The sequence below is a fragment of the Acinetobacter sp. WA-87 genome, assembly GCF_039938935.1.
Taxonomy (GTDB): domain Bacteria; phylum Pseudomonadota; class Gammaproteobacteria; order Pseudomonadales; family Moraxellaceae; genus Acinetobacter; species Acinetobacter seifertii.
The window spans coordinates 227,205-251,447 of sequence record NZ_JBDUVF010000004.1 but is presented as its reverse complement, the minus strand read 5'-3'; the positions used below and the strand labels follow the sequence as shown (position 1 = coordinate 251,447).

The following is a 24,243-nucleotide window of genomic DNA, read 5'->3' as shown; positions in this document are numbered from 1 at the left end:
CCAGATGTTTCAGTTTATTTTGTAAATTTTTCAATTAAGAATGGTACGAGTTCAGCTAGTGCAACTTGTGTCTGCTCAGCTGTTGCTAACTCTTTGATCGCAAGCTGCTGTGCTTCCCATTCACGCTCACCTAAAATCATGGCGTAAACAGCCCCAGCCTGATCAGCTTTTTTCATCTGACTCTTCATGCTGCCTTGTGAACCCGTTTTAATGCGAACATTGCTATTCGCTGCTTCTAGCTGATCGCGTAATTGCTCTGCTAAAACCAATGCTTTAGCTTGGTAAGCAGGCTCTGCAACCAAGAACGCTTCACAATCACGTACAGTTTCAGCTTGTTCAACTTGCTCAAGTAGAAGCAATAAACGCTCCATCCCCATTGCAAAACCAACTGCTGGTACAGATTGATCTGCCTTACCTTTCAGCTGACCAACTAAACCATCATAGCGTCCACCTGCACATACTGTGCCTTGCGAACCTAACGATGTTGTTGTCCATTCAAAAACAGTTTTATTGTAGTAATCTAAACCACGTACCAATTTTTGGTTAATTACAAATTTAACACCAGCAGCAGTCAAATAATCTTGTAATTGTTGAAAGTGGCTTAAGCTATCTTCTTTTAAGAAATCATGTAATTTCGGCGCATTTTCCAGAATTTTCTGAGTCGATTCAATTTTAGAATCTAAAATACGTAATGGGTTAGTCGTTAAACGACGCTGTGAATCTTCATCCAAAGCATCTTTATGCTCATTTAAGAACGCAACCAAAGCATTACGATATTCTGTACGCTCATCTGTTTCACCTAACGTATTCAACTCAAGCTGAACCATGTGATTAACGCCCATGCGTTTCCACAAACGAGCTGTCAACAGAATCAATTCAGCATCAATATCAGGAGTTGCCACACCAAAAGTTTCAACACCGAACTGGTGGAACTGACGGTAACGGCCTTTTTGTGGTTTTTCATAACGGAACATAGGTCCCATATACCACACACGCGGCGTAGCGCCACGCAATAAGTTATGTTCAACCAACGCACGTACACAACCCGCTGTCCCTTCTGGACGCAAAGTTAATGATTCAGGTGGGTTTCCTTTATCGAAGAATGTGTACATTTCTTTTTCAACGATATCGGTTGCATCACCAATAGCACGTTTAAACAGTCCCGTTTGTTCAACGATCGGCAAACGAATTTGTTGGTAACCATAAGCATCCATTAACGATGCTAAATGCTGCTCGAGACGTCTCCACGCTGATGTTTGCGTTGGTAAAACGTCATTAAAACCTTTGATTGCGACTATTGAACTCATGATGAACTACGAATAATTTCTTTAGATTTAGCTTCTTCAAGCTCTTGAACACGTTGACGAACCATTGTTTCGATTTCATCAACCAATTGATCGGTATCGATTAAATGGCTTTTTTCACCATTACGATAAACCAGTGAGCGAGGCGCAGCCCCAACAACCCCGATATCCGCTTCTTTTGCTTCACCCGGGCCATTTACCTTACAACCAATCACTGACACATCCATTGGCGTACGGATATCTTCTAAACGCTCTTCTAAGGCTTGCATCACCTGAATCACGTTAAACTCTTGACGAGAACAACTTGGACAAGCAATAAAGTTAATCCCGTTAGAACGTAGACCAAGCGATTTTAAGATATCAAAACCAATCTTAATTTCGTCTTCAGGTTCAGCAGCAAGCGAAATACGCATGGTATCGCCAATGCCTTCCATCAATAACCCGCCAAGAGCAATCGCTGATTTCACAGTACCTGTACGATAAATACCAGCCTCGGTTACACCTAAGTGCAATGGATTATCAATTTGTTGAGAAAGCAAACGATAAGCATCCATGGTCAAAAATACATTTGATGCTTTTACGCTGACTTTAAACTCATGGAAATCTAGACGGTCTAAAATATCAATATGACGTAAAGCTGACTCAAGTAATGCCTGCCCTGTAGGTTCGCCATATTTTTTCTGTAAATCTTTTTCTAGAGAACCCGCATTCACACCAATACGCATAGAAATGCCGTGATGACGTGCAGCAGCAACAACTTCACGAACTTTCTGGTCTGAACCGATATTACCTGGGTTAATACGCAAACAGTCTGCACCATAGTCTGCAACTGCCAAAGCAATTCTATGGTCAAAGTGAATATCAGCCACTAGTGGAACTGAAACACGTTTACGGATTGCACCAAAAGCCTCAGCTGCTTCCATAGAAGGAACTGAAACACGCATAATATCTGCACCTGCGTCAACACAACGCTCAATCTGAGCCACAGTTGCATCGACATCGCAAGTTTCGGTATTTGTCATACTTTGCACACTAATAGGTGCATCGCCACCGACATAGACCGAACCAACACGAATTTTACGTGTTGGTCGACGTTTAATTGGGTTCTCTATCATTGTATCGCTCAACTCATGGTATTAGCGGGATAAACGGAATTCAGCTTTACCGTTTACCGTATATGGAGACAATGAAATCTGTTCTTGGTTTAGACTTAATGACACAGCTGTTGCATCATCAAGACGAATCTGGAATGGAGACTCACCATTTAAGGTTAAAGTCGATGCCTGACGACCTGTCGCTAAAACCTTACCTGTTGCATCTACAATATGAACAGAAGTTGGACGGTTAAAGTTTAACACCAATTGATCGCCCGCTGTTGCAGAGCCATTTCCTTTCATAGGTAAAACTTCAACGTTAGACTGATTTGCTTTTGGCACCTCAGTCTCGCCTTTGTTTGAAGTCCATTTTTGAACGCCCATCACGATCAATGACACTACAGCAATAATCAAAATCGCAAGCAATCCACGCTTTAACCATTTTTTATTACGATCACTATTAGAACCCGGTAATTTACCCATGATTTTAATTGGTGAGTTGTTTAAAGCATGATTTGGCAAAAGGCCTGTATCATTTGCATAAATCTCATCAAAACGCTGAATAATTGCAGTTGCATCAGCATTTAAATATTTTGCATAAGAACGATAATAACCTTTGATAAAAGTTGCTTCTGGCAAAGATTTATAATCGTCTTGCTCTAACGCACTTAGCGTTTTCAACGGCATATTTAAGTCTGAAGATACTTGCTCTAATTCTTTTTTCTGAGAAACACGAATTTGACGTAAATACTCACCAGGACGTTGAATATTTCCTAAAGCAGAAGTCGGTAAGCTTGAGCCAGTTGGCTGCTGTGAATTAGGATTTATTTCCATACGGCCTCAGTACTATACTGTAATTGCAAATAACGTTGATATTCTGGACTTTCCGGGAATAAAGCACGTAATTGATTTACTAAAACTTGCATTCCCATTTTATCCGCATTGGCTCGAGCCACTCTTAAACCAATCCAAAGTGCACGAGCACCCTGATTTTTCTGCCCCACTGTACGAACATATTGCTCATACATTTGTGTAGCAGCCGGAATCTGCTGCTGCAAATAAAAAATTTCTGCTAACTCTAACATTGAAATGTAAGAGTCACGGTTAGCAAGGAGCGCTTGTTTGAATGTTTTTTCAGCACTCGCAATATCACCTAATTTTAAATAAATCCGCCCCAGATTTTCTAAGGCTTGGTAACGTTGGTCATAACCTAATGTTGCACCAGCAATACGGAACTGCTCGACAGCATCATTATAACGTTCCATTTGGTACAAATACGTACCATAATTATTACGTGCCTGAGCATTATCTGGCTCAGAAGAAATTGCACGTTTAAAATAATGTTCTGCTTTTTCTAAATTGGGTTTACTGCCTTCTTGTTGCAATAAAATACCCATCATCATATTTGCGGTTGCGTCACGACTCTCGATACTTAGAGCTTGGTCGAGGGAACGTTTTGCTGAGTCCAAGTCACCAGAACGAATGTATTCTGCAGCAAGCTGCGTACGCACCTTAACTGCTTTTTCCGGGTCCTTTTTTAGTGTTGGCGACGTCTGACAACCACTTGCCAGAAATGCAACTGCAACCCCCATACATAACATGATCTTTAACTTCGGAGTACTCAAAGTCTTCCCTCAACTTTATCCTTGTGTACGTAAAATCTCTTGACGCTGTGTCACTTTTTTCTGCCACTGTTCAGCACGGCGGGTTCTATCAGCCACTTGACCCACTAACTGTCCACATGCAGCGTCAATATCATCACCACGTGTTTGACGAATCGTACACACAAATCCGGCATCAGACAAAGTTTTTTGGAACGAGATAATACGATTTCGACTTGAGCGGCCATATGGCGCGTGCGGGAATGGGTTAAATGGAATCAAGTTAATTTTACTTGGTAAATTTTTTAATAATTTAATCATTTGCTGTGCATGTTCAGGCTGATCATTCACGCCTTCTAACATCACATATTCAATAGTCACATGTTTACGCGTACTTTCATTACCATCTTTGGCAATATAGCGCTGACATGCTGCAATCAACTGAGCCAATGGATATTTTTTATTAATTGGCACAAGTTCATTACGCAACTCATCGTTTGGTGCATGTAAAGAAATTGCTAATGCAACATCAATATCTTGCGCAAGTTGGTCAATTTTCGGTACAACACCTGAAGTTGATAAGGTCACACGACGTTTTGACATACCATAAGCAAAGTCATCAAGCATAATCTGCATTGAGCTTAATACGGCATCATAGTTGAGCAAAGGCTCACCCATACCCATCATCACGACATTGGTCACTGAACGCTCACGATCAGCAACAGGCACTTCTTCCATATAAGAATAGTTTGCCATCCAGAGTTGCCCAATAATTTCATCTGGCGTTAAATCGCGTTGGAAACCTTGCTTACCTGTTGAACAAAATGAGCAGTCCAATGCACAGCCTACTTGTGATGAAATACACAAAGTTTTGCGTAAGCCTGTTTTATCTTCGGCAGGAATTAATACAGTTTCAACTAAAGAACCTGCACCCTCACCTACGCGAAACACCCATTTACGTGTGCCATCTTTTGAATAGTGACGATGCACAACCTCAGGAGCTTTAATCTCACAAATTTGTTCAAGTTTTGCACGTAACTTTCCTGAAATATTCGTCATTTCAGCAAAATCAGTAACAAAGTACTGATGAATCCATTTCATGACCTGTCCGGCACGAAACTTTTTCTCACCAATATCTTCAAAGAATTTTTCTAATTGCGCGCGTGACATGCCGAGTAAATTCACTTTTTCGGCAGCAGGCGATGCTGGCGTGGACGAAGATTGCTGCTGTCCATCAAGATTTTCAGATGAAACGACCACTGCAGAACTCATGTGTATTTACCTAAACCATGTCAAAAACAGAAGATATTGTTCAAGAATCAGACAATATGCTCTTGAGAGAATAAAAAAACCAGATAAGTAGTATACCACTTATCTGGTTTGAATGCTTTCGATTAACGAGTGCGTGGGCAGATCTCGTTGTCAGCAAAGAAGTAAGCAATTTCACGCTCTGCAGAAGCAACTGAGTCAGAACCGTGAGCAGCGTTTTCGTCGATGCTTACAGCGAAATCAGCACGGATAGTACCAGGAGCCGCTTCTTTAGGGTTTGTAGCACCTAAAATTTCACGGTGAGCAAGAACTGCGTTTTCGCCTTCAAGAACAGATACTACAACTGGACCAGAAGTCATGAATGCAACTAAGTCACCAAAGAAACCACGTTCTTTGTGCTCTGCATAGAAGCCTTCAGCATCAGCTTGAGAAAGGTGTTTCATTTTAGTTGCAACAATTTTTAAACCCGCTTTTTCGAAACGAGCAAAAATTTCACCGATGTGGTTTTTAGACACAGCATCAGGCTTTACGATAGACAAAGTACGTTCAATAGCCATGAGTGGCTCCTTTATTTTAAGATTTAAACTTTAAAAAATTTGCAGCATTATACCGATGTCATAGGTAATAATCAGCTTTGAATGTGTAAAAGTTGCGATTTTTTCTACTGTTTTTAGCGAACTTCGTCTATCCAAGCCATTTGGATACCTTCTAACAATCCTTCGGTTGATTTATTTGGGTCATCACTGAAGTCTGGTAATGCACATACCCATGCATGTAAATCGGTAAAACGGATCCATTGCGGATCAACTTCTGGATGTGCTTCTGACAATTCAATGGCAATATCAATCGTATCTGTCCAACGTAAGCCCATAGCGGCTCCTATCTGTTTAATCTGCTAAATCACGAACTGCGTACTTTAGCAAATCCACAAACCTAATCGATAGCTTAAGCTGATAAAAATTACTGTTCGTTATAAAGCAATGTTTAATAATGGCGCTACAAATATAATGATGCTTGCCACTGATGCACCAGTAAGAGCCCCGACAATCACATCACTTGGATAATGAAGTCCAAGCACCATACGAGACAAAGCAACAAGTACCATGAACGGTAACATAGCGGCTAGCAACACAGGTTGGATATACCCCAACACAATTGTCACCATCACTGCATGCAACGTATGACCTGATGGAAAACTAAAGTGATCAAGTGGTCTTTCACCAAGCACAATCACCTGATGTACTTGATAAGGACGTGGACGCGTCGTTTTATGTTTTAGAAATTTATAAATTGCCGTTCCTATTGAGCCGCCAATTAACAAATAGATAATTTGCAAACTGTAGGTAATGCCATGCATTCCCCATACAATTGCTAGCATGAGGTACCAAAATGGCCCATCGCCCGCACGGCTAATAATTTTGAAGAATAAAGCCACACGTTGTGAGTGAGAAAAATGATTGAGATATAAACAGCCTCTCAAATCGAGATCGAGTATTTTTATTTTTGCATTCTTTAATTTCATGGTCGTTCTCCTATTTTAGGATACTTAGGTGAAGTCCACCGAGGATTCCTTCACAACCTGATAAAATGCCTGTTCTAATTGCTGTACCGGAAGTTGCCAACCGCTTTGCTGTACTTTACGACAGGCTTGTATGCCCATTTCTCTAAGTTGTTGTACTGAAGGGAGTTGATAAATTTGTTGTATAAAATGGTCTTTCTGTCCAAGTGGACTTAACCAGCCACTTACGTTATGGACTAAATATTGATGTGCACAAGCATAATCATACGCGATAACTGGCAAACCGCTTGCCATTGCCTCTAAAACTACGTTACCAAACGTTTCAACTTGACTCGCAAACACAAATACGTCTGCGCTTGCATAGGCAGTCGCCAACTCATGTCCACGCAAACTACCAGTAAAAACAACATTTCTCGCTTCTGGCAGTGCTTTTAATCGAGCAAGATCTGGGCCATCTCCTACTACCACCAATTTAGTTTTATGTTGCTGCATGTTTTGCATGGCTGCATAACTTTCAACAATCAATTGCACTTCTTTTTCTGGTGATAAACGCCCTACATACAGCATGACACGTGTATCGGCATCGACACCCCATTGCTGGCGTAAGCTTTCTGAGCGATGCTTTGGTGAAAAGCGCGTGGTATCAACCCCTCGTCCAACCACAATAAGTGGGCAGGTAATACCAAAACCACGTAAGGCTTCCTCTGTATCTTTACTCGGCACACAGGTCACTTGAGTATTGTTATGAAACCAGCAAAGGTATTTTTGGATTGGCTTAACCAAGAAAGCCAAATCAAAGAATCGACTAAAATCTTGAAATGGTGAATGGAAGCCACTAGAAACTGGAATATCTTTTGCCTTGGCAGCTTGCATGGCAGTTAAGCCCAAAGGCCCTTCCGTCACAATGTGTACAACATCAGGGACAAACTTTTCAAAAGCTTTTGAAACTTTTAAATATTGAGGCCAGCCAAATTGCAAAGTTGGATATTTTGGTATGGCTTGTGACATAACCAGACATTCTTGCTCTGGCAAAAAATCATGACATTTGGCTTTTTGTTCTGGTCGAACCAGTAAAATTTTATGACCTTGTTTTTGCAAACCTTGACATAACTGTAATAGCGAGAGTGCAACACCATTAATCTCTGGTGGCCATGTCTCTGTCACAATCGCAATTTTTAAACGTGGACGGACTAAATCATGGAGTTGATGCAATCCCTGAATATTAGACCACTGCTGTTTTTGTTTGAAATGGAATTGGAAGCTTTCAGGAAGTTGCTGTTGTTTTAATAGTGCTGTCGCGAATGAGCCTTGCATAGCGCCATCCATCAATGTATTTATTTTCATGCTTAAAGATTAAGCAGCTTTCTTGACACTTTGATGATAAATGCATGACAGTTTACTGACATCAAAAATTAAAAAAGCACGCTGAGAACAGCGTGCTTTTTCGTAAAACAGACAAAAGAACTTAACGGTTTTGCAATTTTGCATAATCCATAAGTACATTTGCCGCTTCATTCACAAATGTTTCTTCTTCTGGCAATGCAGGACGTTGGTTAGCTTTCATTTTGGCGCGAGATTCAGCTAACGCATCTAATGACGCTTGGTAGCTTTCCCAGTTTGCAAAAGGCTTTTGACCTGTTGCTGCACGACGTTCATTTTCAGCATCTAAAGTTTGCTTTTCTAAACTTAAAAGCTCTGCACGGCGCTTATCAATATCAAGCACAACCTGTTTCTGGTCACTCGTAACCTTCGCGATTGCCGTACGCTTATTTAAATATTTAAACTGTGGGTCAACTGCTACGCGCTGTTCTGAAAATTGAGACAACTTCGCAACGTATGGTTGAACAGAACCTTCACGTTTAAATGGTGCAGTCGGAATCGTATCCCACTTCAACGCATTCTTCGATTTACGCTCACCAAACTCTTCGTTATAGATATCGACAAGTTTAATATCTGGCACTACACCTTTGTTTTGCGTACTACCACCTGTAACACGGTAGAATTTACGCTGAGTTAAAGTCGCTTGGCCGTATGCCAAAGTATCAAGTTGAACCTGAGCTGTACCCTTACCTGTGGTTGTACTACCAATGATAATGCCACGTTCATAGTCTTGAATTGCCGCAGAGTAAATCTCACTTGCTGAAGCAGATGCCAAGTTCACCAATACAGCGAGTGGACCTGTATAGATTTGCTGACCGCCATCGTTGTCTTCAAACACACTGACATTGCCGTTGCCATCACGAATTTGCACAACAGGACCTGACTTAATCACTTGTCCAAGCATACGTGCAACTTCTTCTAGTGAACCGCCTGGGTCATTACGCAAGTCAATAATGATACCTTCTACTTTCTTCGCTTTTAATGCCTCAAAAGCATTTGCAGTATCTTCGGAAACTGAACGATATTGCTGACCAGCGCGACGTGAACGATAGTCAAAATAGAACGATGGAATTTCAATCACACCTAATACATGCTTTTTACCATCGCGTGTCACTTCAACTGTACGTGAGCGAACACCTGCATCTTCTTCTTGAATAACGTCACGTACTAAAGTCACATTACGTGCCTGACTCATTGATGCACCAGCACCAAGAAGCTTAAGCGTGACTTTAGTGCCACGTTTACCACGAATAAGCCCAACAATTTCCGAACTTGACCAACCCACCACATCGATCATTTTACCGCCCTCTTGAGCGACTCCAACGATTCGATCTCCCGATTTCACTTGGCCAGACTTACTTGCAGGACCACCTTCTACAATGGTTTCAATCTTGGTGTAATCTTCATTACCACGTTCTGGACGAATCGACACCCCAATCCCTTCAAGCTGTAAGGTTGTTTGGCGATTCAGTTCAATCGCATCAATTGGCGGATAATAGTTACTGTGCGGATCATAAGTCGCTAACATTGCATTTAATGTTTTATCTAAAACATCATCGCTTTTTACACGACTAATTCTTTCAAGCTGACGTGTATAACGCTTAGTCAAAGTCTGAGCTGGCGTTAAATCCTCTGGGCCTTTTAAGTCTTGACCATCAGCAAGTGACGGGTTTTCTTTAAGTGCCTTTTGTTTTGCCTGCTCTTCTTCACGGCTAATCGTTAAATTAATTAACTGTGAAACCAGCATCTTACGCCAGTGATTTTGCTGCTCAGCCGTTGTTTTAAAATATGGCGCTTTTTCGCGATCTACTTCAATATAGCTATTTGGCTGTTTTAAATTTTGTGGTTGTTTTAACTCAGCCAGCATGAACTCGTAAAATTGTTTTAAGCGTTCACGATATTGCTGGTGAATTGCAAACGGTCCAGTTAAGTTCCCCGCTTTTAATGAAGCACCAAAATTTGAACCATAGAGTTTTTTATAATTTTGAACTTCAGCGTCTAAAAATAGTGAGTGATCTGGATCAAGACTGTCTAAGTACATATCGAGAATACGATTAGATGTATTCGCATCTAGTCGCATATTTAAATAATGTTGGCGATCAACTAAAGTTGCCAGTTGACGAGCCACCAAGGCCTGCTCTTGCGTTGGCTGGATCGATTGAGAAACAGCAGCAGTATTAGTTGCTGCTCTTGCTTCGTTCATCGTATGAGAGAAGAATAAACCGCCAGTCGCGATTGCTACTGCACAAGCTATAGTTTGAAGTTTCATAAATTCTTAATACTTCCTTGGGTGTTCGTATCTTACACGCTCTGTTTTCGATATGAACTAAGCAGATTCAACATCTTAACCAACTAAATTGTTTATACCGTGTAGTTTTATCATATTCTGTACTGACAAAATGTAGCAAATCATTGCAAAATTCGCTTATTGTTTTTCAATCAAAATTCAAATGGAACCAATATGATTGGCGCGTTGATGCTGGACATTGCCGGCACAGAACTTACTAAAGAAGATATTGAACTATTACAAGCTCCGCAAGTCGGTGGCATGATTTTATTTGCACGAAATATTGAATCACCACAACAAGTCCGTGCTTTAACCGACCATATGCGCCAAGTTCGCCCAGATATTTTAATTGCTGTCGACCAAGAAGGTGGTCGAGTTCAACGTTTAAAATCTGGCTTTACTCTATTGCCAGCAATGGGTCGCTTTGGCGAACTCTATATTACTCAACCACAAAAGGCTCTTGAACTGGCAGAACAGTGTGGCTGGTTAATGGCAACAGAAGTCTTAGCTGTGGGGATCGATTTTAGTTTTGCACCAGTTTTAGACCTTAATGCAATTAGCGATGTGATTGGTGACCGTGGATTCTCTAAAAATATTGAAGATATCGCTCCGCTTGCTGGCGCATTTATGCGCGGTATGAAAAAAGCTGGAATGGCAAATACCGGCAAACACTTTCCAGGTCACGGTTCGGTCAAAGCAGACTCTCATGTCGCAGCTGCAATTGATAGCCGTAGCTATGATGAAATTTATAACCATGACATGCAAAGCTTCATTAAGCTTATGCCTGAGCTTGATGCGCTCATGCCTGCACATGTGATTTATGATCAAGTTGACCCAAATCCGGCAGGTTTCTCACCTTTCTGGATTCAAGAAGTTCTACGCAACCGTTTGAAATTTGATGGCGTACTTTTCTCTGATGACTTAAGCATGCAAGCTGCTTGCGTCGCTGGTGGTGCAGATGCGCGTATTCAAGCAGCTCTCGCAGCTGGCTGTGATATGGGGCTGGTGTGTAATGACCGTAGTGCCGCATGTACAGCTCTTGAAGGTATTGCTCACTTAGAGCTACCAAACCAAGAACGCCTTGAACGCATGCGTGGCCAAATTCCACAAATTCAGATTAGTGAAACCTTGTCGCTTGGCGAACACTGGCAAGCTGTCAAAACAGCCATTGAAGAGTTTAAAAATTCGATTTAACTTTGCTGAGTAATTAATAAGTTTTTTATGACATAAGATTATCTCAACAATTGGATACTCGACAACGTCATCCACAACCTGAGCAATGCAAAAGCGTTAGCGCTTTCGCATTGCGCAAGACAAACGAAGTGCGTAGTATTTTACTCAAGCATAGCTTTCGTTTTTCGGTACGGCAAAGATAATCAATCTTTGCTTTTCGTACCTCAGGTTTTGCCTACTTTTCCCCAAAGAAAAGTAGGTCGAGCCGAAGGCTGATGACTAAATAAAATTAGAACACAGCATGACTCAGCCATGAAAATTACGACATAAAAAATATCAAGATCAACTTATGGAAAAATCGAGTTCAGGACGAATGACACAACACCTTTCAAAACACCGCCACATCTCTTTTACAGCCCACTATACGGGTTATATCTGGTATCAAATGGGGATCTCACACGAAGCACTGGCTACGAGTAAAGGCAAATCGTTGGCATATTTAGTTCACCCATTAGAATCTTGGGCAGAGAAATATGTGGGTGGCAGCATGCGCACGACTCTTAAACAGCGCCATACCATGCTTGATCATGATTTAGAGAAGTTAATTCAAGAAAATCCTGATTTACAGGTGCTTGAAATTGCCTGTGGTTTATCACCACGTGGTTGGTGGTTTAGACAGCATTATCCTTCGATTACCTATCGGGAGCTTGATTTACCCGATATGGCACAAACTAAACAAAATGCCCTACAACAAATTGAAAAAAATGCCCCTGAGGTTTTATCAGTCGATTTATTTACAGATGCTTTTGCACAAGCGTTTGAAGTGTTTAATCCTAACCGTCCACTGGTTGTGATTAGTGAAGGTTTAATTAACTATTTTGATAAAGACTTATTAAAACAACTGATCCAGTCGATTGCTCACTACGGAACTTCTTTTAAAAAGTTCCATTACTTAACCGACCTTTACCCTGAACCCGTTAAAAATAAACTCGCCAGTATTATCTGGAACAGTAGTAAATTACTTAAACTCATGTCTCGCAGCTCGTTTAGTTTTCATTTTAAAACCCCACGTGAGGTGAAAAACTTTTTTGAAGATGCAGGATTTAGTCAGGTGAGTATTGAGCAACCACAAATATTCTTTGGGGAAATTTCTAAAGAGAGCAATGAAGAGCATTTAGGTGATTTAGTCTGGACTATTCATGCTCAATTAAAATAAAAAAAATGGAAGTCTCATAATTTTGAGATTTCCATTTTATGAAAAATTAAAATTTATGCGGCTAGCTTTTGGCGAGCAATAAAACGACTTAAACGATCAGCAAGCTCAAAACTGCCATGTTTAAATAAAGCACGTATTCCTTGTTCAGTAGCTTCAAAGATTAAACATTCAATCGAGAAAGGGCCTTCTTCATCTTCTAGATGCAGAGCCAGATCCCGTGGGTGTTCATTTACAAAGTCGAGCTGTATCACATCATCTAACTTCAAATACATTCCAAAGAAAGTTACATCAACAATCGTTACTGGCACTTCTGTTTTACATTCACGGTGGCTCAATTTGGTTTTAGGTTGGAGGACTGAAATCCTTTCTTCACCTCGACGCTCCATGCTTTGCATTTGTTCGCGCGTCATTGGAATGATGCCATCCAGATTTTGGATAGATTCACCTTTTAAGAATGAAGTAAATAAACTCATGGTTTCTTTACGACGCTGGAGCTGTGGTACATGATCGGCATTCGCAATGAGTGCAAACTCCATATCAGGACATTGCAAAGCAAAGTTCGCATTTTCATGAGGCAGAGTAAAACTGTCATACTGCCCCGCTGCAACCAGTGTTTTACATTCTGGAATTGGCACATTTGTTAACCGTAGAAGGCGATTACAGTTAATGTCATAACGTTCGCGCTCGGTACCTGTGAACTCAGCCATTTGCCTAAAAAAAAGTTTTTTAGCTGTCGGAGACATACGGGTTTTATCTAACTTGGCATGATTGACCAAATATAAAATGACCGCTTGCCCGAACTCTTCCATGCGATTTTCTTGCATGAGTTTGAGTGATTCTTCCAAAATCATCCGCCAACTTTTACGGGTCTTTTGCATGACACCCATTAAAATCATACGATCCATCAAATCTGGACGGTGATAGGCAAAACAAGAAGCAACGACTGAACCCAACGACATTCCCATTACAGAAACTTTTTGAATTCCAACAATATCTAACCAGCGACCTAACATTTCTGATAAATCAGGTAGTTCTAACGTTCCAGCAGAAATTCCAGTATCCCGATTGGTAATTTGTTGATTTGCGCCCATTGATGGCAAGTCAATTAGAATGACTGGACCACTTTCAAACAGTTGCTCAACACAATATTTATAAGAGTTAAAATTTTGAAAAGCGCCGCCAACAATCACGATGGGTGTTTTGTGAATGGTTTTTGGATCTGCAATCGCCATGTACTCAATTTTCCAACCGTCAATCCATGTAGTACGAGCTGGCTGTTTAAAACTATCTCTATTGTAGATATCGAAAAACCCAAAACCGGCATAAGCTTGGTTTATCTCCGAATCCATTTGAATAATGGAATTCATATCCTTGCTTCCTCCTTGCTGTAATTTTTTTATGCTGCAAGAGTTCCTTCTTGAACATGTAATCTTTTATGCACAAATCTTTAAAATTTGTATTAGTTTGTATTGCACAAGTCCATTCTAAACAATTGTCTGAAATATACGCAATCGCTGAAATGACCGCTCATCTTGTTTAAGCCGCTAATAGTTTTCAAAATATTTAAATGTTCCTTTATAGCGATCACATTTTTGAAAAAAAGCCATTCATTGTTCCGCATTTGACTGCTACTATCGTAGTCATTGGTAAATGATTAAAAACTGCTATGCAAGATTCAATTGAACAATACATGCAAAAAGTTGGGCAACAAGCACGTGAGGCTTCACGCGTTTTAACAAGTGCTTCAACTTCGCTTAAAAATCATGCACTCTCTGCTATTTATACTGCTTTAGAAAATAATCAGGCAGCAATCTTGGCGGCGAATCAACTCGACATGGAAAAAGGCCGTAACAACAAGCTTGATAGTGCCTTACTTGATCGTCTTGAGCTTACGCCCGCACGCTTTAAAGGGATGTTGCAAGGTTTAAAAGATGTGATCGCGCTTGTCGATCCAATTGGGGAAATTACGGATCTTGCATATCGCCCCACAGGTATTCAAATTGGAAAAATGCGTGTACCTCTAGGCGTAGTGGGTATGATTTACGAATCACGCCCAAACGTAACACTAGAAGCTGCATCTTTAGCAATTAAATCGGGTAATGCCATTATTTTACGTGGTGGTTCAGAAGCACTTGAGTCAAATAAAGCCATCGCAGAAGCGATTAAACATGGCTTAAAAGTTGCTGGTTTACCTGAGCATTCAGTACAAGTGATTGAAACGTCTGACCGTGCAGCGGTTGGTCACCTCATTACTATGGCTGAATATGTAGACGTCATTGTTCCACGTGGTGGTAAAAGCCTAATTGAACGTGTAACCAATGAAGCTCGTATTCCTGTCATTAAGCATCTTGATGGTAACTGCCATGTGTTTGTAGAAGCTCAAGCAGACTTGCAAAAAGCATTACCAATTACATTGAATGCCAAAACACATCGTTACGGCGTTTGTAATGCGATGGAAACACTGCTTGTTGACGAAAAAATTGCCGACGTTTTCTTACCCCGTATTGCTGAACTTTATGCTGAAAAACAAGTTGAGCTGCGCGGCTGTCCAGAAACACGTCGTATTTTGGGTGCCTCTGTAAAACCTGCGACAGAAGAAGACTGGTATACCGAATATTTAGGGCCAATTCTTGCTGTTAAAGTAGTTAGTGGTATTGATGAAGCAATTGACCATATCAACAAATATGGTTCACATCACACCGATGCAATCGTAACTGAAAACTACACTTTGGCTCGTCAGTTCTTGGCTCGTGTAGATTCAAGTTCAGTCGTGATTAACGCTTCAACTCGTTTCGCTGATGGCTTTGAATATGGTTTAGGTGCTGAAATTGGTATCTCAACAGATAAAATTCATGCACGTGGTCCAGTTGGTTTAGAAGGCTTAACTTCTCAAAAATGGATTGTGTTAGGTGACGGTCAAATTCGTCAATAATCAATCTATTCTTGCAAAAAACGCCTGATTAATGTCAGGCATTTTTTATTATTCAAATTATTAGCAACTGTAAAAAACCAGCCAAAAGGCTGGTTTTTTTAATCATATGTTCATTAGAAAATAAAGTCGGTATTCACAAATTTAGAATAGTGCTCAGACACCATAGAGGCCAGCATGCCTTTACTATCATCGGTCTGTTTAGCAGCAATCATAGCGCGGATAGAGAATGCACGTAACGCATCATGCACAGACAGCGTACCTTCGGCAGAATCTTTACGGCCACCGAATGGAAATACATCTGGACCACGCTGACACTGACAGTTGATATTTACACGACAAACTTGATGTACCAGTGTATCGACTAAATGACCAATTTGCTCAGCATCGCTACCAAAAATACTCACCTGCTGACCATGGTCAGAAGTCGTAACATATTCCAGCACAGTTTCAATGTCATCATAAACAGAGACAGGCACCACTGGACCAAACTGTTCTTCGCGATAGAGTCTCATACCCTCTGTCACCGGATAAACTACGGCTGGATAGAATATGGTTTTGCAGAACTCACCACCTTCCGGATTAACGACTTTAGCTCCTTTAGCTACGGCATCTTCAATGACTTCAGTCATATAGGTCGTACGGTGCATACCTGGCAATGGAGTAATAAATACACCTTTTTCCCATGGCATACCCACTTTTAGTTTAGCCAGTTCAGCCGTTAAGCGCTTAACAAATTCGTCAGCTATTGACCGATGCACCATCAGCATTTTGAGCGCAGTACAACGCTGACCATTAAAAGACAATGCTCCCAACAGGCACTCTTTCACGGTCAAATCCAAATCCGCATCTGGCAAAATAATGGCTGCATTCTTTGCATCTAATCCTAGAATCGCACGCAGACGGTGAGATTTAGGATGCTGTTTTTTCAAGTGATCGGCCACTTTACTAGAACCAATCAATGCCAATACATTAATTTTTCCAGATGCCAACAAATGTGGTACTACCAATGAACCTGGCGCATAAATGGTATTGATCACACCTTTTGGAAATGAATCACGGAATGCTTCCAACAATGGTTCAAACAGCAAGGTCCCAAATTGAGGTGGTTTAAAGATAATCGTGTTACCCATCAGCATGGCCGGAATCAAGGTAGCAAAGGTTTCGTTCAGCGGGTAGTTGTATGGTCCCATACACAACACTACGCCCAATGGGGTACGACGGATTTGACCAATCGTACCTTCAGCAATCACAAAGCGGGAGTTGGCATTATCCAGATCTTTCAGGGCATCAATCGTTTGACGCATATAGGTGACAGTACGGTCGAACTCTTTCTCGGAGTCTGCCAAGCTCTTGCCAATTTCCCACATGATTAGCTTAACAATGAGGTCTCGCTGTTCCACCATACGCTGAATGAAATTTTGCATACAAGCGATGCGCTCACCCACTTTCATCATTGGCCATTCACCACGACCATTATTGTAGGCGCGTACTGCCGCTTTTAACGCTTCGTCACTTTCTTTCTCACCCATGACTGGATAACTACCAAGCTCAACTTGTTGCAAGCTACCGTCAGGCTGCTGAATCCAGATTGGAGAGAATGTCTTCTTGGTTGAACCAGCCCATAACTTCAACTCACCATCCACTAACGAGATACGCTGATGAATCTGAGATGGCAGACGTACGCTGTCAGGAATACTATCTACTGGGGGAAATTTATGTTGTAAATTATTTGAATGGCTCATTATTCTTATCTCCAATTATTTATAAATTTAAACCTAGCCTGTTATGAACAGATCTAGTTTGTGTGAATACCAGTACTGTTACCGGTATTCACCTTGCTTGGGCCTCAGGCTATAGAGCCATCAAGATGTGAGTTTTAAATGAGGTTATCCTCGACACACACTATCAGTCACCCCTAGCTTCTGGATGACTTGTTCAATGATCTGTTCTGGTGTGAGCGCAATATCAATAGCAATTGCTTCATTCACATCAGGTTCCTCTAATGTATCTAGCTGAGTTTGTAGCAATGATGGGTCAAAGAAATGGCCTGCTCGCTCAGCAAGACGTTGCTGCAACAGCTCATAAGAACCTTTTAAGTATACAAACTTAATGTTCTGGTCATGACCACGTAGAATATCGCGATAGACTCGTTTTAGTGAAGAACAAGTAAATACAGCCGTTTCACCTGCTTGTTGTTTTTCTTCAATTGCCTTACGAATAGCTTGTAACCACGGCAAACGGTCTTCGTCAGTTAAAGGAATACCTTGGCTCATTTTGCTTTTATTTGCAGCCGAATGAAGCGTATCGCCATCGAGGAACTCACAAGCCAAACGCTCTGATAACAACTCACCGATTAGGGTTTTACCTGTTCCACAGACACCCATTGCAATCACAATCATGGATTACTCACCTTTAATTATAAAATAGTGCTAAGCAGTAGCGTGAAAGATAAACCCAACACCGAAATGATCGTTTCTAATACCGACCAAGTTTTGAGTGTCTGCCCTACTGTCATACCAAAATATTCTTTGATTAGCCAAAATCCTGCGTCATTTACATGTGAGAACACTAATGAACCCGAACCCGTCGCAAGAACTAAAAGTTCTGGTCTAACAGCAACGCCAGCCGTAGCTGCAATTGGAGCAACAATACTACAAGCGGTAGCCATAGCAACCGTTGCAGATCCTGTAGCCAAACGAATCAATGCTGCGACAAACCAGCCCAATAATAACGGCGACAAATTTGCCTTTAAGGCTGTAGATACAATCTCATCAGAAATACCAGTGTCACGCAAAATGCCACCAAATCCACCACCAGCACCTACAATCAACATAATCCCAGCAATAGAAGCTAAACAGCCGCCACAGAATTTTTCAATTTGTTCACGATTAAAGCCCTGCATCGTACCAAAGGTAATAAAGCTGACCAGTACGGCAATAAGCAATGCGATATCAGAAGTACCAATGAAACGTAGTACATCATTTGCGAAAGTCTTTGGCGCAAAGAATAGATCAGCCCAACTTCCGATTAACATGAGTACAACAGGCAACATAATCGTAAATAAGGTAATCCCAAAGCTTGGTAGCTCACGTGTCCTATTCGTATCTGCTTCAACGAACTGCTTTGCTAACGGGTTATTTTCAGGCAATTTGACGTATTTATTAATCCAGAGTGCATACAAAGGCCCAGCTACAATAGCTGTTGGAACACCCACGATTAAACTGTAGGCAATCGTTTTACCAATATCGGCATGATATGCCTGCACCGCCAGCAAAGCTGCTGGATGTGGCGGAATTAAACCATGCACAACCGACAAACCAGCCACCATCGGCAAACCAACAACCAGTAAGGACTTGCCTGTCCGTTTCGCAATATTAAATGCAATTGGAATGAGTAGAACAAAACCGACTTCGAAAAATACGGGAAGACCAACAATAAGGGCAATAAACATCATGGCCCAGTGAATATTTTTCTCACCAAACCATTTAATTAAAGTAATGGCTATTCGCTCTGCGCCGCCCGACTCGGCCATCATCTTGCCGAGCATCGTTCCTAGTGCGATTACAATCGCAAGGTGACCCAAAGTTTTACCGGTACCAGCTTCATATGATTTAACGATATCACCCATTGGCATGCCAACAGCAAGGGCCAAACCGAGTGAAACAATAATAAGAACCAGAAATGGATAAATTCTGAACTTCGCGATCATGACAACCAATGCAATAATCGCGATTACAGTATAAATAAGCAACATGCCACCCTGAACGGTCTCCATGTGACATTTCTCCTTGGAGTAATTATTTAGGCATACTGCCCAAATAAAGGTCTTCAACCACAGTAATTCCTACTGTTAAGACATTAATTTTTTATATTTAGGTGTGACCAGCACAAACTGGCCACATCAACACAGCCTTTAAAGCGCATAGAATGCACTTCATTTTTTATAAATATTGACTACATTTACAATGCTCTCAACTGACTCGCAATTTGAGCTAAACGCGTAATTTCAGCCCAGTCTTGTGCAGCAACAGCAGCTTTAGGCGTTAACCATGAACCACCTACACAAACTACGTTAGGTTGCTTTAAGAAATCTGGCGCTGACTGTGCTGTAATTCCACCTGTTGGGCAAAAACGCAAGTTTGGAAATGGGCCATAGAATGCTTTTAGCATCTCTACTCCACCTGCTTGTTGAGCTGGAAAGAACTTCACAATCTCATAACCTAACTCAATCGCTTGAATCAGGTCACTTGGTGTCATCACACCCGGCAATAGAGGTAAGCCAGCATCTTGTGCAGCCAAATGCAAATCTTTCGTTAAACCAGGAGATACCCCGAATTTAGCACCTGCTTTTTTGGCTTGGGCACAATGTTCTGGTTTGGTAATTGTTCCCACACCCACCACAATGTCATCTGCCAACTGGCTTGCACGCTCAATCGCAGCAAGACCTGCGGCAGTACGCAAAGTAATTTCAAGTACTTTTACACCACCCGCATGCAATGCACGTGAGACATGTTCACCTTGTTCGGCAGAGTCAAAAGCCAACACAGGAATTACTGGGCCTAATTTGACAACATCTTCAATCTTGCTCATTACTATGTAATTCCTTTGTCTCAAATATGCGTTTGTGGCTCTTCGCCAACAAGCGCACCAAACACAGATGCACCGTGCTCAGCAGGTGCTGCTGCTGCACGGAATACACCAAATAATTCTCGGCCAAAGCCAACTTCGTTTTCTGCCTGATGTTCTGGCTGTGCAACAGGGCGTGACTGCCAAGTTTGCTCATCTAACTCAATATCGAGTACACCAGCCTCAGCATCAATCATCAACATATCTCCGGTTTGAACTTTAGCAATTGGACCATTCAATAACGCTTCTGGAGATAAATGAATAACTGCCGGCACTTTGCCTGAAGCACCCGACATACGGCCATCCGTGACTAAAGCAACGTGGAAACCTTGGTCTTGTAAAACACCCAACACAGGCGTTAAACGATGTAACTCAGGCATACCATTCGCGCGAGCACCTTGGAAACGAACCACCGCAATAAAGTCACGGTGTAACTCACCACGATCAAACGCTGCTTGTACTGCTTCTTGAGAGTCAAACACGATTGCTGGCGCTTTAACTTTACGATGCTCTGGCGCAACAGCAGAAATCTTGATAACCCCACGGCCAAGGCGACCTTGCATTAAACGCAAACCACCATCTGGTTGAAACGGAGCATCAATACTACGGAGCACTTTGTCATCAAGACTTTGAACCACACCATCCACCCAAGTGAGCTTACCGTCAATCAACTTCGGCTCTTTGGTGTAGTGCTGTAAACCTTTACCAGCAACAGTCGTTACATCGTTATGGAGTAAACCAGCCTCAAGTAAGTTACGAATAAGGAATGCCACCCCACCCGCAGCTTGGAAATGGTTTACATCGGCCTTACCATTTGGATAGATTTTTGCGAGCAATGGAACAACAGCAGACAACTCATCAAAGTCATCCCAGTCAATTAAGATGCCAGCCGCACGTGCAATCGCAATCAGATGCAATGTGTGATTGGTTGAACCACCCGTCGCGAGTAAAGCCACAATGCCATTGATAATGGCTTTTTCATCAATCACATGACCAATTGGTGTGTAGTTGCCTCGCTCAGCAGTTAAGTCAAGCACACGTTTAGCCGCTTCGGCAGTGAGAGCATCACGTAATGGCGTGTGAGGGTGTACAAATGCAGCGCTTGGCAAATGTAATCCCATGACTTCCATCAACATTTGATTACTGTTGGCAGTACCATAGAAGGTACATGTGCCCTGACCATGATAGGCAGCCGATTCAGCTTCAAGTAAGGCATCACGGCCCACTTGACCAGTCGCAAATTGTTGACGAATTTTGGCTTTATCATCATTCGATAAACCGCTACTCATTGGACCCGCAGGTACAAAAATAGTCGGTAAATAACCAAACTGTAAGGCACCAATCAGTAAGCCCGGCACAATTTTATCGCATACGCCGAGACACAATGCGGCATCGAACATATTATGAGAAAGTGCAATTGCTGTACTCATCGCAATTGTTTCACGTGAAAACAATGACAATTCCATACCGGCATTACCTTGAGTAATGCCATCACACATTGCTGGGACACCACCTGCAAACTGAGCAACACCACCATTTTCACGGGCAGCTGTTTTTATAATGTCTGGGAAGGTTTTATAAGGGGCATGTGCTGAAAGCATTTCATTATATGAAGACACAATGCCAATATTTGGTTCACGGCCAACTTTAATAATTAATTTTTCATTATCTTCCATGCTGGCAAAACCATGCGCAAGATTGGCACATGAGAGTGCTCCACGAGCAGGAAATTTACCTTGGGCATGTTCAATGCGTTGTAAATATGCAGAACGAGTTTTTTGGCTACGCGCGATTACACGCTCGGTAACTTTTGCCAATATTGGGTTCGGCAAGTCCATGCTGGACGCTCCTGTACAACCGGATAAGCCGGAAAAACAAAATAGACCAAATGATATATTTCATCATCATTTGATAAGGGGGAGGAACAATATTATTAAGGCAAAAAGCGACATGCAAGTCCTTATAACTCCGAGCAATACTCTAGGCCTTAGCATTAAAGACAAATAATGTTTAAGTTTTAAACAAGAAAATGATTTTATTTTTGACTATATTTACGGGTAAATTAAACATTAATAACTATGAGAAATTTCTCATAATATCAAAGCAATAAAATATCTATTATAAATGGCTGAGCACTGACTTTTTTATACTTAGTTAGATATTAAAAATGTTTATAATTTATCCTTTTTATCCTATGTATAAACTATTAAAACTTAATTTCAATTACGTATATTATTTGTAATACTCCCCTCTAGTTTGATTAAAATAACAACATTTATTTTTTCTTAAAAAATTTATACCAAATAGTTGAAAATTACATTGATTCAAAATTGACTTTTCATAAATATATACAAAAAACTGTTTAATTCTTCTACAAAAAAACAATAAATACAGTGGTTAAGCTTTATACTCAACGAATATTAGTTATAAAAAATTTGATGGTCGATAGTGCTTAAGTCTAATGGGCTAAAGTCTATCTTGGACAGAAAAACAACACATGTTAAAACATCACAACCTGCTCTAAATGCATGTTGCAATTAATGCCTTTTGATCAGGAAGTTAGGAAAACTATTTTTAAATCAGGACTTGGGTATTTCAACGTGGCTACATCAGTATTAGTTATTAATTGCGGTTCTTCATCTATTAAATACGCGCTGGTTTCAGACCGTCGTGAAGATCGTATTTATGGTTTAGCAGAAAACTTAGGGGCGGCTGATGCTCGTATTAAAGGAATTACAGTCGGTGGAGAACCACTAGAGCTTTCAATTCCTTATGCTGATCACGCCAAAGCTTTAGAAACTTTACTTGCACGTCTTGCAAACTATAAACCTCAAGCAATCGGTCACCGTGTCGTACATGGTGGAAGCCTCACCAAAGCTGAATTACTTACTCCTGAAATTATAGAACGTATTCGTGCAGCCACCCCTCTTGCACCGCTTCATAACCCAGCCCACTTAATCGGGATTGAAGCAACGATGCGCCTATTTCCTGAATTACCTCAAGTTGCCGTATTCGACACTGCATTCCACCAAACCATGCCTGCGCATGCATACCGTTATGCAATTCCTAAATTCTTATATACAGACCATAACGTTCGCCGCTATGGCTTCCACGGGACAAGCCATGCGTATGTGTCAGACCGAGGCAGTGAACTGGCTGGGAATTTCCAAAAAGGTGGCTGGTTAACAGCACACTTAGGCAATGGTAGCTCAACTTGTGCAGTATGGAACGGACAAAGTGTTGATACCTCTATGGGTCTTACTCCGCTTGAAGGTGTTGTAATGGGTACCCGTAGTGGTGATGTCGACCCAAGCTTACACAGTTTCCTTGCAAAAAATCTTGGTTGGGACTTAGCAAAAATCGATAAAGTTTTAAATAACGAAAGTGGCTTACTTGGCTTATCACAACTCTCTAACGATATGCGTACAGTGATTGAAGCCTCTGAAAATGGCAACGAAGATGCGCGTCTTGCAATTGAAGTATTTAGCTACCGCCTTGCAAAATCACTTGCAGCATTAAGCTGTGGTTTGCCAAGTATTGATGGCCTGATCTTCACAGGTGGTATTGGTGAAAACTCAGCTTACATTCGTGAAAAGACTTTAGCTTATTTACCTCACTTTGGTTTACAGCTCGATAAAGACCAGAACAACAATTTAAAACGTGGTACAGAAGGCCGTATTGATAGCGGTACAGGACCACAAATCTGGGTGATTCCAACCGATGAAGAAGGCCGTATTGCCAAAGAAACTCGTCAGGTTGTAGACGTTTCACAAAATACATCTCCTGAAGTTAGCCTTGCTTAATTACAGAAGTCAAAGAACGTTATTCATTTATTTATAGGT

At 41.3% G+C, this 24,243-nt stretch carries 20 protein-coding genes; 4 read left to right on the top strand and 16 right to left on the bottom strand.

From position 1 onward, the window contains the following. Window positions 1–14: 14 nt before the first annotated feature. The 10 genes from hisS to ABFY81_RS13605 all read right to left on the bottom strand — a co-directional run bounded on the left by hisS (window position 15) and on the right by ABFY81_RS13605 (window position 10,436). Window positions 15–1,307 (bottom strand): histidine--tRNA ligase, encoded by a 1,293-nt coding sequence (gene hisS / locus ABFY81_RS13650; RefSeq protein ID WP_198071650.1) that lies wholly within the window; start codon window positions 1,305–1,307, stop codon window positions 15–17. Beyond that, window positions 1,304–2,419: a flavodoxin-dependent (E)-4-hydroxy-3-methylbut-2-enyl-diphosphate synthase gene (gene ispG, locus ABFY81_RS13645; protein ID WP_004698760.1), complete on the bottom strand. Its 1,116-nt coding sequence runs from the start codon at window positions 2,417–2,419 to the stop codon at window positions 1,304–1,306. The genes hisS and ispG overlap by 4 nt, the downstream gene beginning before the upstream one ends. Window positions 2,420–2,440: 21 nt before the next feature. Further along, window positions 2,441–3,232, bottom strand: a complete 792-nt coding sequence (locus tag ABFY81_RS13640; protein WP_347913974.1) for a RodZ domain-containing protein — start codon at window positions 3,230–3,232, stop codon at window positions 2,441–2,443. Continuing rightward, a complete protein-coding gene (gene pilW, locus ABFY81_RS13635) occupies window positions 3,223–4,023 on the bottom strand; it encodes a type IV pilus biogenesis/stability protein PilW (protein ID WP_004698762.1) in 801 nt (266 codons plus the stop codon). Before pilW ends, ABFY81_RS13640 begins: the two co-directional genes overlap by 10 nt. 15 nt (window positions 4,024–4,038) lie before the next feature. Continuing rightward, complete coding sequence (rlmN, locus tag ABFY81_RS13630) at window positions 4,039–5,271, bottom strand: 23S rRNA (adenine(2503)-C(2))-methyltransferase RlmN (RefSeq protein WP_004698763.1); 1,233 nt, start codon at window positions 5,269–5,271, stop codon at window positions 4,039–4,041. A 122-nt stretch (window positions 5,272–5,393) separates the two neighbouring features. Further along, entirely contained in the window at window positions 5,394–5,825 is a 432-nt protein-coding gene (ndk, locus tag ABFY81_RS13625) for a nucleoside-diphosphate kinase (RefSeq protein ID WP_000963851.1), read from the bottom strand. A gap of 113 nt (window positions 5,826–5,938) precedes the next feature. Continuing rightward, a complete protein-coding gene (gene iscX / locus ABFY81_RS13620) occupies window positions 5,939–6,139 on the bottom strand; it encodes a Fe-S cluster assembly protein IscX (protein ID WP_004698764.1) in 201 nt (66 codons plus the stop codon). A 99-nt stretch (window positions 6,140–6,238) separates the two neighbouring features. After that, window positions 6,239–6,790, bottom strand: a complete 552-nt coding sequence (locus ABFY81_RS13615) for a phosphatase PAP2 family protein (RefSeq protein ID WP_347913973.1) — start codon at window positions 6,788–6,790, stop codon at window positions 6,239–6,241. A 24-nt stretch (window positions 6,791–6,814) separates the two neighbouring features. After that, window positions 6,815–8,113 (bottom strand): glycosyltransferase family 1 protein, encoded by a 1,299-nt coding sequence (locus ABFY81_RS13610; RefSeq protein ID WP_100192007.1) that lies wholly within the window; start codon window positions 8,111–8,113, stop codon window positions 6,815–6,817. 139 nt (window positions 8,114–8,252) lie between these two features. Beyond that, window positions 8,253–10,436, bottom strand: coding sequence for a carboxy terminal-processing peptidase (locus ABFY81_RS13605; RefSeq protein WP_347913972.1), 2,184 nt, complete (start codon window positions 10,434–10,436; stop codon window positions 8,253–8,255). A 192-nt stretch (window positions 10,437–10,628) separates the two neighbouring features. Here ABFY81_RS13605 and nagZ point away from each other — a divergent pair, with 192 nt between their 5' ends. Next, window positions 10,629–11,648, top strand: coding sequence for a beta-N-acetylhexosaminidase (nagZ, locus tag ABFY81_RS13600; protein WP_347913971.1), 1,020 nt, complete (start codon window positions 10,629–10,631; stop codon window positions 11,646–11,648). A 352-nt stretch (window positions 11,649–12,000) separates the two neighbouring features. After that, a complete protein-coding gene (locus ABFY81_RS13595) occupies window positions 12,001–12,843 on the top strand; it encodes a class I SAM-dependent methyltransferase (RefSeq protein ID WP_347914013.1) in 843 nt (280 codons plus the stop codon). A gap of 53 nt (window positions 12,844–12,896) precedes the next feature. On the opposite strand, the gene ABFY81_RS13590 is transcribed toward ABFY81_RS13595, so the two are convergent. Further along, window positions 12,897–14,210 carry an alpha/beta hydrolase gene (locus tag ABFY81_RS13590; RefSeq protein WP_174735395.1) on the bottom strand — a complete coding sequence of 438 codons (1,314 nt, stop codon included), beginning with the start codon at window positions 14,208–14,210 and terminating at the stop codon, window positions 12,897–12,899. Between the two features lie 299 nt (window positions 14,211–14,509). Here ABFY81_RS13590 and ABFY81_RS13585 point away from each other — a divergent pair, with 299 nt between their 5' ends. Then, window positions 14,510–15,775: a glutamate-5-semialdehyde dehydrogenase gene (locus ABFY81_RS13585; protein ID WP_039250396.1), complete on the top strand. Its 1,266-nt coding sequence runs from the start codon at window positions 14,510–14,512 to the stop codon at window positions 15,773–15,775. 113 nt (window positions 15,776–15,888) lie between these two features. On the opposite strand, the gene ABFY81_RS13580 is transcribed toward ABFY81_RS13585, so the two are convergent. The 5 genes from ABFY81_RS13580 to edd form a co-directional block, all read right to left on the bottom strand. Continuing rightward, complete coding sequence (locus ABFY81_RS13580) at window positions 15,889–17,517, bottom strand: NADP-dependent glyceraldehyde-3-phosphate dehydrogenase (protein WP_347913970.1); 1,629 nt, start codon at window positions 17,515–17,517, stop codon at window positions 15,889–15,891. A 144-nt stretch (window positions 17,518–17,661) separates the two neighbouring features. Then, the gene (locus ABFY81_RS13575) at window positions 17,662–18,174 is read right to left on the bottom strand and encodes a gluconokinase (protein ID WP_347913969.1); all 513 of its coding nucleotides are present in this window, start codon (window positions 18,172–18,174) and stop codon (window positions 17,662–17,664) included. A 17-nt stretch (window positions 18,175–18,191) separates the two neighbouring features. After that, window positions 18,192–19,550, bottom strand: coding sequence for a gluconate:H+ symporter (locus ABFY81_RS13570; protein WP_019458071.1), 1,359 nt, complete (start codon window positions 19,548–19,550; stop codon window positions 18,192–18,194). A gap of 185 nt (window positions 19,551–19,735) precedes the next feature. After that, on the bottom strand, window positions 19,736–20,365 hold the full coding sequence (gene eda, locus ABFY81_RS13565; protein ID WP_019458070.1) for a bifunctional 4-hydroxy-2-oxoglutarate aldolase/2-dehydro-3-deoxy-phosphogluconate aldolase: 630 nt from the start codon (window positions 20,363–20,365) through the stop codon (window positions 19,736–19,738). Between the two features lie 20 nt (window positions 20,366–20,385). After that, window positions 20,386–22,239, bottom strand: coding sequence for a phosphogluconate dehydratase (gene edd, locus ABFY81_RS13560; RefSeq protein WP_019458069.1), 1,854 nt, complete (start codon window positions 22,237–22,239; stop codon window positions 20,386–20,388). Between the two features lie 762 nt (window positions 22,240–23,001). On the opposite strand from edd, the gene ABFY81_RS13555 reads away from it, so the two are divergent. Continuing rightward, window positions 23,002–24,204 (top strand): acetate kinase, encoded by a 1,203-nt coding sequence (locus ABFY81_RS13555; RefSeq protein WP_019458067.1) that lies wholly within the window; start codon window positions 23,002–23,004, stop codon window positions 24,202–24,204. Window positions 24,205–24,243 lie beyond the last annotated feature (39 nt).

Bases quoted from the DNA above. Each gene is read 5' to 3' on its own strand.
- hisS (WP_198071650.1), bottom strand. From the start codon at position 1,307: ATGAGTTCAATAGTCGCAATCAAAGGTTTTAATGACGTTTTACCAACG.
- ispG (WP_004698760.1), bottom strand. From the start codon at position 2,419: ATGATAGAGAACCCAATTAAACGTCGACCAACACGTAAAATTCGTGTT.
- ABFY81_RS13640 (WP_347913974.1), bottom strand. From the start codon at position 3,232: ATGGAAATAAATCCTAATTCACAGCAGCCAACTGGCTCAAGCTTACCG.
- rlmN (WP_004698763.1), bottom strand. From the start codon at position 5,271: ATGAGTTCTGCAGTGGTCGTTTCATCTGAAAATCTTGATGGACAGCAG.
- ndk (WP_000963851.1), bottom strand. From the start codon at position 5,825: ATGGCTATTGAACGTACTTTGTCTATCGTAAAGCCTGATGCTGTGTCT.
- iscX (WP_004698764.1), bottom strand. From the start codon at position 6,139: ATGGGCTTACGTTGGACAGATACGATTGATATTGCCATTGAATTGTCA.
- ABFY81_RS13615 (WP_347913973.1), bottom strand. From the start codon at position 6,790: ATGAAATTAAAGAATGCAAAAATAAAAATACTCGATCTCGATTTGAGA.
- ABFY81_RS13610 (WP_100192007.1), bottom strand. From the start codon at position 8,113: ATGGATGGCGCTATGCAAGGCTCATTCGCGACAGCACTATTAAAACAA.
- ABFY81_RS13605 (WP_347913972.1), bottom strand. From the start codon at position 10,436: ATGAAACTTCAAACTATAGCTTGTGCAGTAGCAATCGCGACTGGCGGT.
- nagZ (WP_347913971.1), top strand. From the start codon at position 10,629: ATGATTGGCGCGTTGATGCTGGACATTGCCGGCACAGAACTTACTAAA.
- ABFY81_RS13595 (WP_347914013.1), top strand. From the start codon at position 12,001: ATGACACAACACCTTTCAAAACACCGCCACATCTCTTTTACAGCCCAC.
- ABFY81_RS13590 (WP_174735395.1), bottom strand. From the start codon at position 14,210: ATGAATTCCATTATTCAAATGGATTCGGAGATAAACCAAGCTTATGCC.
- ABFY81_RS13585 (WP_039250396.1), top strand. From the start codon at position 14,510: ATGCAAGATTCAATTGAACAATACATGCAAAAAGTTGGGCAACAAGCA.
- ABFY81_RS13580 (WP_347913970.1), bottom strand. From the start codon at position 17,517: ATGAGCCATTCAAATAATTTACAACATAAATTTCCCCCAGTAGATAGT.
- ABFY81_RS13575 (WP_347913969.1), bottom strand. From the start codon at position 18,174: ATGATTGTGATTGCAATGGGTGTCTGTGGAACAGGTAAAACCCTAATC.
- ABFY81_RS13570 (WP_019458071.1), bottom strand. From the start codon at position 19,550: ATGGAGACCGTTCAGGGTGGCATGTTGCTTATTTATACTGTAATCGCG.
- eda (WP_019458070.1), bottom strand. From the start codon at position 20,365: ATGAGCAAGATTGAAGATGTTGTCAAATTAGGCCCAGTAATTCCTGTG.
- edd (WP_019458069.1), bottom strand. From the start codon at position 22,239: ATGGACTTGCCGAACCCAATATTGGCAAAAGTTACCGAGCGTGTAATC.